We start from the raw sequence: 15,292 nt of genomic DNA, 5'->3' as shown, positions 1-15,292 counted from the left end.
CATTGCACAGTAATTGTACCCATAATGATATGAGGTTATATGGATATAGTTGTCGCTTAATAGACAATTACAGTACAATTTGTGCCTCAACTTAATGCAAGGAAGGCTGTTATCTCCTCAATGCCAATGTCTGATAAGAGTAAATCAAATAATAAACCTTTGGTCGAAGTTAACCATTTGGCCTTTAGCCATGGTTCGCGGGTGATCTACAGCGATATTTCTTTATCGATCCCCAAGGGTAAAGTAACAGCAATCATGGGTCCCAGTGGTATTGGTAAAACCACCTTGTTAAAATTAATTGGCGGGCAGTTAACTCCTGACAGTGGCCAAGTCTTATTCGATGGTCATGATATACATCAGCTTAAGCGCAAAGATCTTTTTGAACTGCGCAAGCGCATGAGCATGCTGTTTCAAAGCGGCGCGTTATTTACCGACCTTAATGTATTCGATAATGTGGCATTTGCATTGAGAGAACATTCGGGATTACCAGAAGATATTATCAGGTCTATTGTGCTGATGAAGCTGCAAGCTGTTGGACTTCGCGGTGCAGCGTATATGATGCCTAACGAGTTATCCGGTGGTATGCAGCGCCGAGCTGCATTGGCTAGAGCGATTGCGCTTGAACCTGAGATGGTAATGTACGATGAGCCTTTTGCGGGTCAAGACCCTATTTCCATGGGGATGTTAGTCAAACTGATCCGTGAATTGTCGGACTCATTAAAACTGACTTCTGTGGTGGTTTCTCACGACGTAGATGAAGTGCTAGGTATTGCGGATTATGTTTATGTAATAGCAGACAAAAAAGTTATTGCGCATGGTACGCCAGAGCAATTACGTCAATCTGACAATCCACAATTGATCCAGTTTATCAAAGGCGCGCCTGATGGCCCTGTGCCATTCCATTATCCTGCAGAGGATTATAAAGAGGAGCTACTTCGTGGGCGTAATTGATTATATTGCCGACACCGGCAAATATGCACTGAGATTAGTGCAGGGTTATGGTCGAGCGGGCATCATGTTATGGCGCGCGATTGCGCATTTCCCTAACATCAAAAAAGGCACTCCATTACTCATTAAGCAAATTTATGTGCTTGGTGTTCGTTCAATGGTCATCATTTTAGTGTCAGGTTTGTTTATTGGCATGGTATTGGCCCTACAGGGATATAATATTTTAGTTGGGTTTGGCACTGAAGAAAGCTTAGGCCCAATGGTAGCGTTAAGCTTATTACGTGAACTTGGGCCTGTCGTTGCAGCATTACTATTTGCCGGACGAGCAGGTTCTGCGTTAACCGCCGAAATAGGCTTAATGAAATCGACAGAGCAATTGTCGAGTTTAGAAATGATGGCGATAGACCCATTAAGGCAAATTATTGCGCCGCGTTTTTGGGCTGGTGTCATTAGCATGCCATTACTAGCGTTAATGTTTAGTCTAGTGGGTATTTTAGGTGGGCACTTAGTCGGTGTTGAATGGAAGGGCATTGATAGTGGTGCGTTTTGGTCTATTCTTCAAGCATCGGTTGAGTGGCGACAAGATATTGTTAACTGTTTGATAAAAAGTGCTATTTTTGGTGTGGTGGTGACATGGATAGCCTTGTATCGAGGTTATGAAGTTCAACCCAATCCAGAAGGCATCAGCCGTGCGACAACCTCAACGGTTGTGCAGGCAAGCTTAGCTGTTTTAGCGCTGGACTTTTTGCTTACGGCAATCATGTTTGGAAATTAAGATTTTTTCATTGTTTAGATTAATTTAAGTGGTTTAATAGTATGTTGACACGGAAAATAGAGTTATTAGTAGGCGTATTTTTATTGTCAGGTTTATTGGCATTTTGCGTATTAGTATTCAACGTTGCTAATGTTAAAGTAAAATCCAATGCCCAGACTTATACTTTGGTGGCTGAGTTTAATAATATCGGTGGCCTAAAAGTACGTTCACCAGTGAAGGTCGGTGGAGTGGTGGTTGGGCGGGTGACAGATGTTACCCTTGATAGCCATAAATTAGTGCCTGTCGTGACGTTAACAATGGATAAGCGTTTTGATAAATTTCCTGAAACCAGCAGTTTAGCCATTTTGACTTCAGGCTTGCTTGGCGAGCAGTTTATTGGCTTAACGCCTGGGTTTATGGACGATGATATTTCGATGCTTGCCGATGGCGATAAAGTACATGACACCCGTGGTGCATTGATTTTAGAAGATTTAATTGGTCAGCTTTTATACAGCATGTCATCTAAAGATAAATAGGATCCCTATTATGAAAACGTTTTTTAGTCGTGTTATTGCTTTATGCCTAGTTGGTAGTGCAGTTATTAGCCAAGGTGCTATAGCGGCCAATGAAGAGGTTAATACTCATGATCCTTATGAGATGATCAAACAAGTATCCAGTATGACTTTTGATCGGTTTAAATCAGATAAAGCATTAATTAATGATGATTTAAGTCACTTGAAAGTGATTGTGCGTGAAGAGCTTATGCCTTACGTCGATTATAAATATGCTGCATATAAAGTGATGGGACAGTATTTAAGCGATACGACTGTTGATCAACGTAATCGTTTTGTTGAGGCTTTTGAAGGCTATTTAGTGGCCACTTATGCACAAGCATTAACAGAATATACGGATCAAAAAGTAGCCTTTGATCCACCAAGTGATTTTAGTGATGAAAAAATAGTGGAAGTGAACGTGCAAATCCTTGAGCAAGGTCGTCCACCGATTAAAATTCAATTCAAAGCACGTCGTTTGAAAGACAATACTTGGAAAGCATTTGATTTAGTGGCGGAAGGTGTGAGCTTATTAGCCTCTAAACAGTCTGAAATTTCTAATTTAATCCGCCAGCAAGGTATTGAAGCAGTCATAACAATGTTGAATGATAAAACTCAACAGAGAATAGATCGCCAACCAGTAAAAGAAGCTGCAGCTGCGTGATTACCTTTAATCAACAAGACCAACGCTGCATTGTCAGTGGTCGGTTAACTCAAGATGAAGTAAAACAATTGTGGCCTAAACGCCATGAATTGTTTACTGCATCTACTCAAGTGGTAGACTTATCAGCATTGGAATACGTTGACAGTGCAGGTGTTGCATTGTTATTAGCGTTAATCAAACTACATGCTTCAAACAGTCAGGAAGCAAGCGTAATACGTCAATTGGTTAACCCCAGTGAGCAGCTCAAAAAAATGATTGAGCTTTATGATTTAGACGCTTTTTTTAGCTAAATATAGAATCGAATAGTAAAGGTAATTGATTTCATGGAATGCAATGTTATTGAACAAATTTTAACCGAGGCGTTGTCGCTTACAGAAGCGCATGTGACCTCGGATGGCAGCCACTATAAAGTGGTTGCTGTGGGCGAATGTTTTGACGGCATGAGCCGCGTAAAACAACAGCAGGCGATTTATACCCCTTTAGCTGAGCAGATTGCCAGTGGTGAGTTGCACGCGTTAACAATTAAAACTTTTACGCCTACCCAGTGGAAGCGTGAAAAACTTTTCAATATGTAACAACTGAGACTCACAGTGGATAAATTAACTATTAAAGCCAGTAAACCTTTAACTGGCGAAGTCGTGATCTCTGGTGCAAAAAATGCAGCATTGCCTATTTTAATGGCTGGCGTATTAGCCGAAACAGATTTTATTGTCTCAAATGTACCGAATTTACGTGACGTGATCACTAGCTGTGAACTGTTACGTTGTTTAGGCGCTGAAGTTGAAGACTTAGGCGGCAGTCGCATTCGCATTTCAACCACTAATTTAAATGAATATTGCGCCCCTTATGACTTAGTCAAAACAATGCGTGCCTCTATTCTTATTTTAGGACCATTGCTTGCCCGTTATGGTACAGCAGATGTTTCATTGCCTGGTGGTTGTGCTATTGGCGCTCGTCCAGTGAATTTACATTTGCATGGTTTAGAACTCATGGGCGCTAAGATTGAAGTCAAAGAAGGCTACATCAAAGCGCGTGTAGATGGCCGTTTAAAAGGCGCGCATATCTTTATGGATATGGTCAGTGTAGGCGCTACAGAAAACTTGCTTATGGCTGCTGCGTTAGCAGATGGCACGACTGTAATTGAAAATGCCGCGCGCGAACCAGAAGTCACTGATTTAGCTCATTGCTTAATCGCTATGGGTGCCAAAATTACAGGTGTAGGTTCAGCCACATTGACGATTGAAGGCGTTGAGCGTTTATCGGGTTGTGAATATCGCGTTATGCCTGATCGTATCGAAACAGGTTCATTCTTGGTCGCCGCGGCAGTGACTCGCGGTAAAATTCGTTGTGTATCAGCCGATCCTAAAACCTTAGAGTCAGTATTATCTAAGCTTGAAGATGCAGGTGCAGCTATCACTACCGGTGAAGATTGGATTGAGCTTGATATGAAAGGCCAACGTCCAAAGTCTGTTAATATTAAAACCGCACCGTATCCTGCGTTTCCAACCGATATGCAAGCGCAATTTTGTGTGTTAAATGCTCTTGCTGAAGGTACTGGTCGTGTTACTGAAACGATTTTCGAGAACCGTTTTATGCACGTACCTGAAATGAGTCGTATGGGTGCAAACATAGAGCTCGAAGGCAATACTTGCATTATTCATGGTATTGAACGTTTAAATGGCGCCCAAGTGATGGCGACAGATTTACGTGCTTCTGCTAGTTTGGTGATTGCTGGCTTAATGGCTGAGGGAACTACAACAGTAGATCGTATCTACCATTTAGACCGTGGTTACGAGCATATTGAAGCTAAGTTTCAAGGTTTAGGTGCTGAAGTCGTTCGGGTTAAATAGTTCGAGTGAAGTCATCATCGGCATTACTGATGCGCCAACAAAAAAGCCATTCATTTGAATGGCTTTTTTGTTGCTATCTTTTATCACTATTTTAGTGAGTTACTCAGCTTCCGTTATTTTTTCTGCAATAATGACTGGTAATGTTTGCTGCTTGCCCTCACGGATAATGGTCATGTTGACCTTAGTGCCAGGTGTCGTTTCTGCGATTCTGTCCATGAGCATTTCAACACCAGGAACATCTTCGTCATTATATTGAGTAATCACATCCCTAGGCGTTAAGCGTGCCCGCGCCGCAGGTCCATCAGGATCAATTCCTGTCACTAACACCCCTTTTAAATCAGGTAGGTTGAGTATTTGCGCCATTACTGGATTGAGTGGTTCGCCTGAAATACCTAATGCACCGCGGATAACTCGGCCATGTTTAATCAATTTGTCCATAATACTGTGGGCGAGTTTTATCGGAATTGCAAAGCTAATGCCGTTACCACCGTTATCACCACCGACTTGGAATGCAGCAGTATTAATACCAATTAATTCGCCTCCAGTATCGATTAGTGCACCGCCTGAATTGCCTGCATTAATGGCTGCATCAGTCTGTAAAAAGTCTAAATAGCCTGAACTTAAGCCGCTACGTCCTGTTGCACTGATAATCCCTTGGGTAATGGTTTGGCCAATATTATAAGGATTACCAATAGCCAATACCACATCGCCTACTTGAGCTGGTTTTTCAAGGTTAACGGGCACTATAGGTAAATTATCACCTTCAATTTTTAATACCGCTAAATCTGTTTCTGGATCAGACCCCACCACTTCAGCCGTAAATTTACGCCCATCTTGCAGTGCAATAACAATTTCATCGGCTTTTTTTATGACATGATAATTGGTTAGTACATAACCTTCTTTACTCATTATCACACCAGAACCTAAGCCTTGAAGCGAACTTGAATTAAGTGGATTACGTTGATCGATACTAAGGCTATAAATATTAGCAACGGCAGGGGCGGCTCGACGAACTGCTTTAGCGAAAGATAATTCTGAGCCATTGTTGCTCACATTCGTTAAGCTATGGTTTAGCGAGGAATTTTGCGTCAAAGAGGTTATGGCTAAAAAAACAGCTGCCATGATTAGACCAAATACCACAGCTTTAATTATATAGATGCAAGTGTCTTTTAGATTCATGGCTTGAATAATTGTTAAAAAAAATGGCTGTTATATTAACATAGCTCAAATAAATAAGCACCGACCAAGGTTGGTCGATGCTTATTTATTTAACTGATATCACACACTATAATTCGATGTTTGTTATATCAGTGTACAGCAGCGTATAGACAACTATTATGAAAACCTAGCATACAATATACTAACGTAAAACAAGGTAGAGTAAGTGGTTATCACGTAATATTTTAAGTGCTACTGAGCTTTGATTCTCTTTCAACATTTCTTTTAATGCTTTAAGGCTAGTGATTTTACTGCGATTGAGTCCCACAATTAAATCCCCCTTAACCAGTCCACTCATTGCCGCTGGTGAACCTTGAGCAATGTCAGTTATCTGAATACCTTTTTTGCTATCTTCCAACGTAGCGCCCTGCAACATAGGATGCACGTTACCTGCTTCAGCCTCAACTTTGTCTGCTTCACCTAGTGTTGCTTTAATGTTCTTAGTATCGCCATCACGGATAATGCCAAATTCAACTTCAGCACCTGCACCCATGGTTGCAACTTTTGCGCGCAACTCTTGGAACGTTTTAATACTACGGCCATTAAGGCTAACAATAATATCACCAGCTTTTAGTCCGGCTTTGTCAGCAGCACTTTTCGGGGTCACTTCATTAACAAAACCACCGTGTTGGGTATCTAAACCAAACGCTTTAGCAAGTTCATTGTCAAGGTCACGTCCAGAGACACCTAATACACCTCGTCTTACTTCACCATGTTCAATAATTTGATCTACAAGGTTATTAACCATATTGGCTGGGATTGCGAAGCCTATACCAACGTTACCGCCATTCGGGGCCACAATCGCGGTATTGATGCCAATCAGTTCGCCTTTTAAGTTAACCAATGCGCCGCCCGAATTACCACTATTAATAGCAGCATCGGTTTGGATAAAGTTTTCTAGCATTTCAATGCCTAAACCACTGCGACCTAGTGCGCTGACTATTCCCGATGTGACTGTTTGTCCAAGACCAAATGGGTTACCAATGGCAACAGCAAAATCACCCACACGAATTTCATCAGAATCAGTTTGCTTAATCGCGACTAAGTTTTTTGCGTCAATTTGCAATAATGCAATATCAGATTCTTTATCTGCACCAATTAATTTCGCGGTGACTTCGCGGCCATCATACAAACCAATTTGAATATCATCGGCGCCATTTATGACATGGTTATTAGTAATGATGTAGCCTTTATCGGCATCAATAATAACCCCAGAGCCTAAACCTCTAAAAGGACGCTCTTGTACTTGTTCTTGTGGAGCATTAGGGCCAAAGAAATAGCGAAATACATCGGGTGTACGCTGTTTGGACACTTGGGTGCCTGTTACTGCAACAGATACAACTGCTGGTGTGGTTCGTTCTAACATTGGCGCTAAACTAGGCATTGCTTGACCGTCTACTGCTTGTGGAATAGCAGCGAACGAAAGCGTTGGTGCCATGGCTAACGATGCCGTTAATAAAGCCGCAGAAAGTAAGCTTAATTTGGTTTTCATCTATGGATAGCTCCTGTAAATATTCAAGGTTGATGATATAAAATATCAGCCTTGATAGTATGATTTCAAAGTTAAATATCGTTAATCGTTTTTATTGTTGTTGTCGTGAACCCATTTTACAATGGCGAGTTAACCAGTACGATTACAAGTAAGAAATAAGCAAATTTATGTTAATTAATCAGAGTAGTGGTATTCACGTTAGTTCCATTTTTATTAACAAAGGTTAATTTGATCCTTTGAAGCCATTACTCGTATTCGTTGTTTAATGTTATTATTGACAGCAATTATTTGATGTAAGAGAGTCATATTCGTGTCGCAGTTAACCCCTTGGCAGCATTATCAGCAAGACCTTACCCGAGAAGATTTTTCACATGATGCCGCTCAAGAACAAGCGGTTAAGTCATTGCAACGAGTTTATGATGAATTGATTGTAGCGGCGAAACCCACATCAGGTATCAGTAAGTTATTTGCTGCTGTGGGTATGAAATCGACAGCGACACCGGTAAAAGGTTTATATTTATGGGGTGGGGTTGGTCGGGGTAAAACCTATCTGATGGACACCTTTTTTGATGCATTACCCATGGAACGAAAATTACGAGCTCACTTCCATCGTTTTATGCATCAAATTCATCATGACTTAGGTGAACTTAAAGGTGTACAAGATCCTCTTTTAACCATTGCGAAAAAGATGGCGTCACAATATCAAATTATCTGCTTTGATGAATTTTTTGTTTCTGACATTACAGATGCTATGTTGCTAGGCACCTTATTCCAAGCACTGTTTAAAGAAGGGGTGGCACTGGTTGCTACCTCAAACATCATTCCTGATGAACTATACAAAAATGGTCTACAACGGGCGCGTTTTTTGCCTGCTATTGCCTTGATTAATCATCATTGCGAGATCCTTAATGTCGACTCCGGGATTGATTATCGTTTGCGTACCTTAGAGCAGGCTGAGATTTATCATTATCCACTCGATGAACAAGCTGATACCAATCTATTACGATATTTTGACCAACTGGCGCCAGAATCTGAAAAGTTGACTGCTGCGATAGCTGTCGATGGACGTGCAATTCATATCCGTCAACAGTCGCAAGGTGTGTTGCTCATTAACTTCCGTGATTTGTGTGATGGGCCTCGTTCGCAACGCGATTACATGGAGATGGCTTGTCTTTATCATACTGTGCTGTTAAGTGGCCTAGAACAAATGGGCTCACAGCAAACAGGTGATGATATTGCTAGGCGATTCTTGGCAATGGTTGATGAATTTTATGAGCGAAATGTAAAATTAATTATTTCAGCGCAAGTGGAATTGGGACACATTTATACTGATGGCCAGTTAAGTTTTGAGTTCAGACGTTGTCGTTCAAGACTGATTGAAATGCAATCGAGAGAATATCTTGCGCTAGAACATTTACCTTAAGTTAGTGGTGTTATTTCGTAAACCAGCCGAGCACTTTTTATTACGCATAAATAGAACAGTTTATTTAAAATATTATCAGAAATCAGGTGATCTTTGCTGCGGCTTTGCGTATAATCTGCGACCTGCCCGCGTTAATCCGCCAATTTGGGCGGAAGTTGTAAGCCAATATTCATGTTCGAAGGGGCAAGAATCGGTAATTTTGTGTTGATTGCAACCTGCAGTCAGCATGTGAGACAGAAAATTAACTTTGGGTTTTTGTAATAATGAAGACTTTTACTGCTACACCAGAAACTGTAACTCGTGACTGGTTTGTTGTTGACGCTGAAGGCAAAACTTTAGGTCGTATCGCAACTGAAATCGCAACTCGCTTACGTGGCAAGCATAAGCCAGAGTACACTCCACACGTTGACACTGGTGATTATATCATCGTTATCAATGCTGAAAAAGTGACTGTAACTGGTAATAAAGCAGCTGGTAAGATCTACTACTCTCATTCAGGCTTCATTGGTGGCATTAAGCAAATCAGCTTTGAGAAGCTTCAAGCTCATAAGCCTGAAATGATCATCGAGAAAGCAGTTAAGGGTATGTTACCAAAAGGTCCTTTGGGCCGTGCCATGTTCCGTAAACTTAAAGTTTACGCTGGCACAGAACATAACCACGCTGCACAACAACCACAAGTTCTTGATATCTAAACGGGAGGAGTAAGCAAATGTCTGCAACTCAGTACTACGGCACTGGCCGTCGCAAAACATCTACAGCTCGCGTTTTCGCTAAAGCAGGTAGTGGCAATATCGTTGTTAACCAACGTCCTTTGGATGTATATTTTGGTCGTGAAACTGCTCGTATGGTTGTTCGTCAACCGTTAGAGTTAGTAGAAATGACTGATAAATTAGACATCTATGTAACTGTAAAGGGCGGTGGTACTACTGGCCAAGCTGGTGCAATTCGTCACGGTATTACCCGTGCATTATTGCAACTAGATGAAACTTTACGTCCTACTCTACGTACCGCTGGTTTTGTTACCCGTGATGCTCGTAAAGTTGAGCGTAAGAAAGTTGGTCTACGTAAAGCACGTCGTAAGCCACAGTTCTCTAAGCGTTAATTCGTTTTTTGGATTCAAAAAACCCAGCTCTTGCTGGGTTTTTTATTGCCTAAAATTTATCAGGTTCGACTATTTTTGTGCAGATTAATGAGGTCTCTAGCACTGTGGCCGATAGGAGCGAGTAACATTAGCTAAAAGCGTTATAGCAATCATTTCACTTAAGGTTAACGCTTTTATATCAGATAGCAGCCATAATGAGGTTGATAGCGTAATGTAGTTGTCGCGGCCAACCATCGCATAATCTGTTGTGTGGCTTACACAATAAGGCGTGCTCTTCTCTTATACCTTCTTAACTAAATAGGTATAGCAACGAATAAGAAGTTGCCAAACACCATTATAGTTTTATGTCGTCGCCTTGAATAACGCAATTAGAATTCCAGCTTAATGATTAGATAATGAATACTATGGGTATCAATTAAAGAAGTTAACAACATGAATATACAACTCTTAATCAGTGCATTTGGCTTAGTTTTAATCCTCGAAGGGCTTGGTCCATTACTTTTTCCTAACAAGTGGCAAAAATATTTATTTGAGCTTTCAACGCAAAAGCAAAATGTTCTCAGACGCTTAGGTGGCTGCTTAGTAACTGCTGGAGCTGTTTTATTGATCATGTTTCAATAAAATACTTGCCTATAACCCCCTAAAACCTGTTAAAATTCTATTTTATACCACAAGACGTTGCAGCTAATAATGGGCAAAAATGTAGTCGTACTCGGAACCCAATGGGGTGACGAAGGCAAAGGTAAGATTGTCGACCTTTTAACAGAACAGGCAAAATACGTAGTTCGTTACCAAGGCGGCCATAATGCCGGTCATACTTTGGTAATTGATGGTGAAAAAACCGTTCTTCATCTTATTCCGTCAGGTATTTTACGTGATAACGTAAAATGCATTATCGGTAATGGTGTGGTGGTTGCTCCTGATGCGTTGATGAAAGAGATCAACATGTTAAAAGGACGCGGCGTACCTGTCGAAGAACGTTTATTAATTTCTGAAGCGTGTCCGCTTATCCTTCCATTCCATTGTGCATTGGATGTTGCTCGCGAGAAAGCTCGCGGTAATAAAGCCATTGGTACAACTGGGCGTGGTATTGGTCCTGCATATGAAGACAAAGTCTCTCGCCGCGGTTTACGCATTGGTGATTTGTTTAATGCAGAGCTTTTTGCGACTAAGTTACAAGAAGTGATGAAATATCATAACTTCATGCTAACTGAGTACTACCATGTTGAAGCAGTTGATTATCAACAAACACTTGATGATGCATTAGCCATTGCTGATTATCTGAAGAGTATGTGTACTGATGTCAGTGAAATGCTTGATGTTGCCCGTAAAGCGGGTGAGCCAATTCTATTTGAAGGTGCTCAGGGTACATTATTGGATATAGACCACGGTACTTATCCATTTGTTACTTCATCAAACACAACGGCAGGTGGTGTTGCGACCGGTTCTGGTTTTGGTCCTCGTCATTTAGACTATGTGTTAGGCATCATGAAAGCGTACACGACTCGCGTCGGTGCGGGTCCATTCCCAACAGAATTAGCCAACGAAATTGGTGATTATATTGGTGAAAAAGGCCAAGAGTTTGGTGCTACGACTGGTCGTAAACGTCGTCCAGGTTGGTTAGATGCTGTGGCCATGCGCCGCGCCGTTCAAATCAATAGTGTTAGCGGTTTTTGCTTAACTAAATTAGATGTTTTAGACGGTCTAAAAGAAGTTAAGATTTGTGTTGGCTATCAATACGCTGATGGAACAGTTTCAAAGGTGACTCCTTTGGCTGCAGAAGGCTATGATTTAGTTACCCCAGTATATGAAACCATGCCTGGTTGGAGTGAAACCACTTTTGGTGCCACAACAATTGAGCAATTGCCCGCTGCGGCAATTAACTATATCAAGCGAATCGAAGAGTTATTAGAAACGCCTATTGATATCATCTCTACCGGTCCGGATAGAAATGAAACCATGATTTTGGTTAGTCCGTTCAAGTAAGATAAAAGGCCGCGATAAGCGGCCTTTTTAATGAATGCTATTTAATGTTTGTAACAGTTTATCCTCAAGAAATACGCTATACTGCCGATGGATAAGCCATCAAAGTGTCATCGAGAATTCCTATGTTGCGTATCTCTTTATTGTTGTTGAGTGTTATTTCAGCCAATGTTTTCGCGGTTACCGAAGCCGTCGATATTTATGGCGATCAACAATTGATTTCGCTCATCCGCTCAAATCAATACTTGCAACGCGTAAAAGCAGATGACTGCCAGCTGGTTCAAGACATTGAAGCCCGTGCTGAAGTATTACAACAACCCATGTATCAGTTTTTATGGGGTGAAATGCTTAATAATGGTGTATGCGTAAAAGCGCATCCTTCACGTGGCATGGCATTACTGCAAACTTCTGCAGAGCAAGGCAGTGCCGAAGCTATGGTAAAATTGGCAGATTATTATTATCGCGGTAAACTAGTGGTTAAAGATCCCAATCGTGCGGTGCAATATGTGTTACCTGCAGCTGCTAATGGAGATTTAAGTGCAAAAATGACATTGGTTCGTTTGTTTGGTGAAGGCTACGGAAGTCCTGCCGATTACGAACTAGGCTATCATTGGTTATATAACAGTATATTTGATGACGATGCTCAACAGAAAAAAGCCTCGTCTTTATTACAGATGCTCGCTGCAAAAATGCCTGCCAGTATAGTGGCCAGGGCACAGCAGCCACAGCTGTACACACGTTAAAGGCTCCACAATATGGAGCGAATTATTTGGAAATTGAATGATCAACGATCCTCATTTTGAGAGAGAACAAGACAAGTACGACAATCCTATTCCTAGCCGCGAGTATATTTTAGAATACTTGCGTGCGCAAAAGTCTCCGGTTACCCGCGATAAAATAGCTGAAGCCCTATCCATAACTGATGAAGTGCCATTAGAAGCACTTCGTCGTCGTTTACGTGCAATGGAACGTGATGGACAGTTAGTCTTTACTCGTGGACAAAGCTATGGTTTACCTGAACGTATGGATTTATTGTCTGGTACCGTTTTAGGCCATCGCGATGGATTTGGCTTCTTTAAGCCAGATGAAGGCGGTGATGACTTATTTATTAATAATCGCGATATGCTGATGTATTTCCATGGTGATAAAGTATTGGCTCAAAAAGCCGGTACAGATCGTCGTGGTCGCCGTGAAGCGCGAATTGTCCGTTTAGTGCATGAACGAACCGCAGCCTTAGTTGGACGTTATCACGTCGACGGTGGCATGGGTTTTGTTATGGCAGATGATAGACGTATTACCCAAGAAATTCTTATCGCCAGCGAAGACACGCTTGGTGCGAGAGCCGGTGATGTAGTTGTGGTTGAGTTAACCCGTCGTCCTGGCCGTTTTGTTAAAGCAGCAGCAAAAGTGACTGAAGTTTTGGGTAAGACCATGGCTCCGGGTATGGAAATTGAAATTGCATTACGTAATTACGATTTACCGCATACTTGGTCTGCGATTATTGAGAAAAAACTAAAACGTATTCCCGACGAAGTTACCGAAGAAGATAAGTTAGGCCGTGTTGATTTACGTCACTTACCACTAGTCACTATTGATGGTGAAGATGCTCGCGACTTTGATGATGCTGTTTATGCTGAAGCAAAACCAAGTGGTGGCTGGCGTTTATGGGTCGCGATTGCTGATGTGAGCCATTATGTACGTACGGATTCTGCATTAGATACTGAAGCGCGTGCTCGTGGTAACTCGGTATATTTTCCGTCGCAAGTTATTCCAATGTTGCCTGAGAAGATCTCTAACGGCTTGTGTTCATTAAAGCCTAAAGTCGATCGTTTGTGTATGGTTGCTGAGATGACTATTTCTGCTGCAGGTAAGTTATCGGGTACCAAGTTTTATCCTGCGGTAATGCACTCTCATGCACGTTTTACTTATACCCAAGTCGCCGCGATGCTAGAAGGTGGGCCTATTGAGCCTGATCATGAAGCACTCTTCCCACATTTATTATGTTTGCAGTCGTTATATCTTACCTTAGATGAACGTCGTGCTGAACGTGGCGCAATTGCATTTGAAACGTTAGAAACGCAGTTTATTTTTAATGAACAGCGTAAAATTGACAAAATAGTCCCAAGAGGCCGTAACCAAGCGCATAAAATCATCGAAGAATGTATGATTTTAGCTAACGTTGCTTCAGCCAAATTTGTTAAAAAACACAAAGGTGAAGTGCTGTATCGTGTACATGAAGCTCCATCTGAGCAAAAACTCGCTAACTTTAAAGAGTTTCTTGCTGAACGTGGCTTAAGCATGGATGGCGGATTAGAGCCGACGCCGACTGACTATCAAAATCTAATGTTAAAAATTGCTGACCGTCCTGACTTTGAGTTAATTCAGGTGATGTTATTGCGCTCAATGCGCCAAGCTGTTTATAGCCCTGATAACGAAGGTCACTTTGGTTTGGCATTAGAAGCTTATTCGCATTTCACTTCGCCAATTCGTCGTTATCCTGACTTGGTTTTACATCGAGTGATCAAATACTTACTCGCAAAAGAGCTGGGTAATGCTAACGATAAATGGACTCAAGATGGTGGTTATCTCTATCAGATTGAAGAGTTAGATGCATTAGGTGAAGAATGTTCTACCACTGAGCGTCGTGCAGACGAAGCAACCCGTGATGTGAGTGATTGGCTGAAATGTGAATATATGCAAGATCATGTTGGCGATACCTTTGACGCGGTTATTGCTTCAGTGACTAGCTTTGGTTTGTTTGTCAGATTAAACGAATTATTTATTGATGGCTTGGTACATATTTCAAGTCTTGCAAGTGACTACTATCAATTTGATCCTATGCGCCAACGATTAATAGGTGAAAATACTCGCCAAGTATATCAAGTAGGTGATGCTGTGACGGTTAAAGTCGCAGCGGTGAATCTGGACGATCGTCAAATTGATTTATTGATGGTAGGCGATAATAGTAAAAGCGCAGGCAAACCTGTGCGTAAAGGTAGCAAACCTTCAACTGCACGTGAACGAGTTAATGCCGAAGGCGCTAAATCGCCACGAAGAGGCAAGTCGACTGATAAGTCGGATAAGACTAAATCTGATAAAGCTAAGTCTGACAAAACAAAGCCGGACAAATCTACCTCAGATAAGCCTAAGGCCAGTAAGCGTCGCTCAAGTGGCAAAGCCTCATCGCCCGCAGCCAAACCTGCGGCTGTAAAGAAGCCTTCTGCAGTGGAACAAAAAGCAGATGCCACGAAACCAAATTCTAGCGTTAAGAAAACCCCTGCCAAGCGCAGCAAGAGAAAGTAATTAA

16 protein-coding genes are annotated in these 15,292 nt (G+C 41.7%); 14 read left to right on the top strand and 2 right to left on the bottom strand.

The annotated features are described in order from the left end of the window. Positions 1–126: 126 nt before the first annotated feature. The 7 genes from EGC82_RS19170 to murA are packed head-to-tail and all read left to right on the top strand — an operon-like array spanning position 127 to position 4,767. Positions 127–951 (top strand): ATP-binding cassette domain-containing protein, encoded by an 825-nt coding sequence (locus EGC82_RS19170; RefSeq protein WP_124732711.1) that lies wholly within the window; start codon positions 127–129, stop codon positions 949–951. Next, positions 938–1,723 (top strand): lipid asymmetry maintenance ABC transporter permease subunit MlaE, encoded by a 786-nt coding sequence (gene mlaE, locus EGC82_RS19165; RefSeq protein ID WP_124732168.1) that lies wholly within the window; start codon positions 938–940, stop codon positions 1,721–1,723. Before EGC82_RS19170 ends, mlaE begins: the two co-directional genes overlap by 14 nt. 41 nt (positions 1,724–1,764) lie before the next feature. Continuing rightward, positions 1,765–2,238: an outer membrane lipid asymmetry maintenance protein MlaD gene (mlaD, locus tag EGC82_RS19160; RefSeq protein ID WP_101085191.1), complete on the top strand. Its 474-nt coding sequence runs from the start codon at positions 1,765–1,767 to the stop codon at positions 2,236–2,238. 10 nt (positions 2,239–2,248) lie between these two features. After that, the gene (locus EGC82_RS19155; protein ID WP_124732167.1) at positions 2,249–2,917 is read left to right on the top strand and encodes an MlaC/ttg2D family ABC transporter substrate-binding protein; all 669 of its coding nucleotides are present in this window, start codon (positions 2,249–2,251) and stop codon (positions 2,915–2,917) included. After that, positions 2,914–3,207, top strand: coding sequence for an STAS domain-containing protein (locus EGC82_RS19150; RefSeq protein ID WP_124732166.1), 294 nt, complete (start codon positions 2,914–2,916; stop codon positions 3,205–3,207). Before EGC82_RS19155 ends, EGC82_RS19150 begins: the two co-directional genes overlap by 4 nt. 33 nt (positions 3,208–3,240) lie before the next feature. After that, positions 3,241–3,492 carry a BolA family protein gene (locus tag EGC82_RS19145; RefSeq protein WP_124732165.1) on the top strand — a complete coding sequence of 84 codons (252 nt, stop codon included), beginning with the start codon at positions 3,241–3,243 and terminating at the stop codon, positions 3,490–3,492. Positions 3,493–3,507: 15 nt separating this feature from the next. Further along, positions 3,508–4,767, top strand: coding sequence for a UDP-N-acetylglucosamine 1-carboxyvinyltransferase (gene murA / locus EGC82_RS19140; protein WP_124732164.1), 1,260 nt, complete (start codon positions 3,508–3,510; stop codon positions 4,765–4,767). A gap of 99 nt (positions 4,768–4,866) precedes the next feature. Here the strand turns inward: murA and degS are convergent, their stop codons facing one another. Further along, complete coding sequence (degS, locus tag EGC82_RS19135) at positions 4,867–5,946, bottom strand: outer membrane-stress sensor serine endopeptidase DegS (protein ID WP_124732163.1); 1,080 nt, start codon at positions 5,944–5,946, stop codon at positions 4,867–4,869. A 181-nt stretch (positions 5,947–6,127) separates the two neighbouring features. After that, positions 6,128–7,477 carry a Do family serine endopeptidase DegQ gene (gene degQ / locus EGC82_RS19130; protein ID WP_124732162.1) on the bottom strand — a complete coding sequence of 450 codons (1,350 nt, stop codon included), beginning with the start codon at positions 7,475–7,477 and terminating at the stop codon, positions 6,128–6,130. Positions 7,478–7,787: 310 nt separating this feature from the next. On the opposite strand from degQ, the gene zapE reads away from it, so the two are divergent. From zapE to rnr, 7 genes are all read left to right on the top strand, one after another. Next, positions 7,788–8,900 (top strand): cell division protein ZapE, encoded by a 1,113-nt coding sequence (gene zapE / locus EGC82_RS19125; RefSeq protein WP_124732161.1) that lies wholly within the window; start codon positions 7,788–7,790, stop codon positions 8,898–8,900. Positions 8,901–9,163: 263 nt separating this feature from the next. Continuing rightward, positions 9,164–9,592 carry a 50S ribosomal protein L13 gene (gene rplM, locus EGC82_RS19120; RefSeq protein WP_011638797.1) on the top strand — a complete coding sequence of 143 codons (429 nt, stop codon included), beginning with the start codon at positions 9,164–9,166 and terminating at the stop codon, positions 9,590–9,592. Between the two features lie 17 nt (positions 9,593–9,609). Beyond that, entirely contained in the window at positions 9,610–10,002 is a 393-nt protein-coding gene (rpsI, locus tag EGC82_RS19115; protein WP_124732160.1) for a 30S ribosomal protein S9, read from the top strand. Between the two features lie 432 nt (positions 10,003–10,434). Beyond that, positions 10,435–10,623, top strand: a complete 189-nt coding sequence (locus EGC82_RS19110) for a DUF2065 domain-containing protein (protein ID WP_124732159.1) — start codon at positions 10,435–10,437, stop codon at positions 10,621–10,623. 69 nt (positions 10,624–10,692) lie between these two features. Next, entirely contained in the window at positions 10,693–11,988 is a 1,296-nt protein-coding gene (locus tag EGC82_RS19105) for an adenylosuccinate synthase (RefSeq protein ID WP_124732158.1), read from the top strand. A gap of 122 nt (positions 11,989–12,110) precedes the next feature. Beyond that, the gene (locus EGC82_RS19100; protein ID WP_124732157.1) at positions 12,111–12,728 is read left to right on the top strand and encodes a tetratricopeptide repeat protein; all 618 of its coding nucleotides are present in this window, start codon (positions 12,111–12,113) and stop codon (positions 12,726–12,728) included. A 37-nt stretch (positions 12,729–12,765) separates the two neighbouring features. Further along, the gene (gene rnr / locus EGC82_RS19095; RefSeq protein ID WP_124732156.1) at positions 12,766–15,288 is read left to right on the top strand and encodes a ribonuclease R; all 2,523 of its coding nucleotides are present in this window, start codon (positions 12,766–12,768) and stop codon (positions 15,286–15,288) included. Positions 15,289–15,292 lie beyond the last annotated feature (4 nt).

Origin of the sequence: Shewanella livingstonensis (assembly GCF_003855395.1) — a bacterium.
GTDB classification, from domain to species: Bacteria; Pseudomonadota; Gammaproteobacteria; order Enterobacterales; family Shewanellaceae; genus Shewanella; species Shewanella livingstonensis.
This window is presented reverse-complemented; position numbering and strand designations above follow the sequence as displayed.

Coding starts and splice junctions, on each gene's coding strand:
- rnr (WP_124732156.1), top strand. CDS start 12,766: ATGATCAACGATCCTCATTTTGAGAGAGAACAAGACAAGTACGACAAT.
- mlaD (WP_101085191.1), top strand. CDS start 1,765: ATGTTGACACGGAAAATAGAGTTATTAGTAGGCGTATTTTTATTGTCA.
- rpsI (WP_124732160.1), top strand. CDS start 9,610: ATGTCTGCAACTCAGTACTACGGCACTGGCCGTCGCAAAACATCTACA.
- EGC82_RS19110 (WP_124732159.1), top strand. CDS start 10,435: ATGAATATACAACTCTTAATCAGTGCATTTGGCTTAGTTTTAATCCTC.
- EGC82_RS19155 (WP_124732167.1), top strand. CDS start 2,249: ATGAAAACGTTTTTTAGTCGTGTTATTGCTTTATGCCTAGTTGGTAGT.
- EGC82_RS19145 (WP_124732165.1), top strand. CDS start 3,241: ATGGAATGCAATGTTATTGAACAAATTTTAACCGAGGCGTTGTCGCTT.
- EGC82_RS19170 (WP_124732711.1), top strand. CDS start 127: ATGTCTGATAAGAGTAAATCAAATAATAAACCTTTGGTCGAAGTTAAC.
- EGC82_RS19100 (WP_124732157.1), top strand. CDS start 12,111: ATGTTGCGTATCTCTTTATTGTTGTTGAGTGTTATTTCAGCCAATGTT.
- degQ (WP_124732162.1), bottom strand. CDS start 7,477: ATGAAAACCAAATTAAGCTTACTTTCTGCGGCTTTATTAACGGCATCG.
- degS (WP_124732163.1), bottom strand. CDS start 5,946: ATGAATCTAAAAGACACTTGCATCTATATAATTAAAGCTGTGGTATTT.
- EGC82_RS19105 (WP_124732158.1), top strand. CDS start 10,693: ATGGGCAAAAATGTAGTCGTACTCGGAACCCAATGGGGTGACGAAGGC.
- rplM (WP_011638797.1), top strand. CDS start 9,164: ATGAAGACTTTTACTGCTACACCAGAAACTGTAACTCGTGACTGGTTT.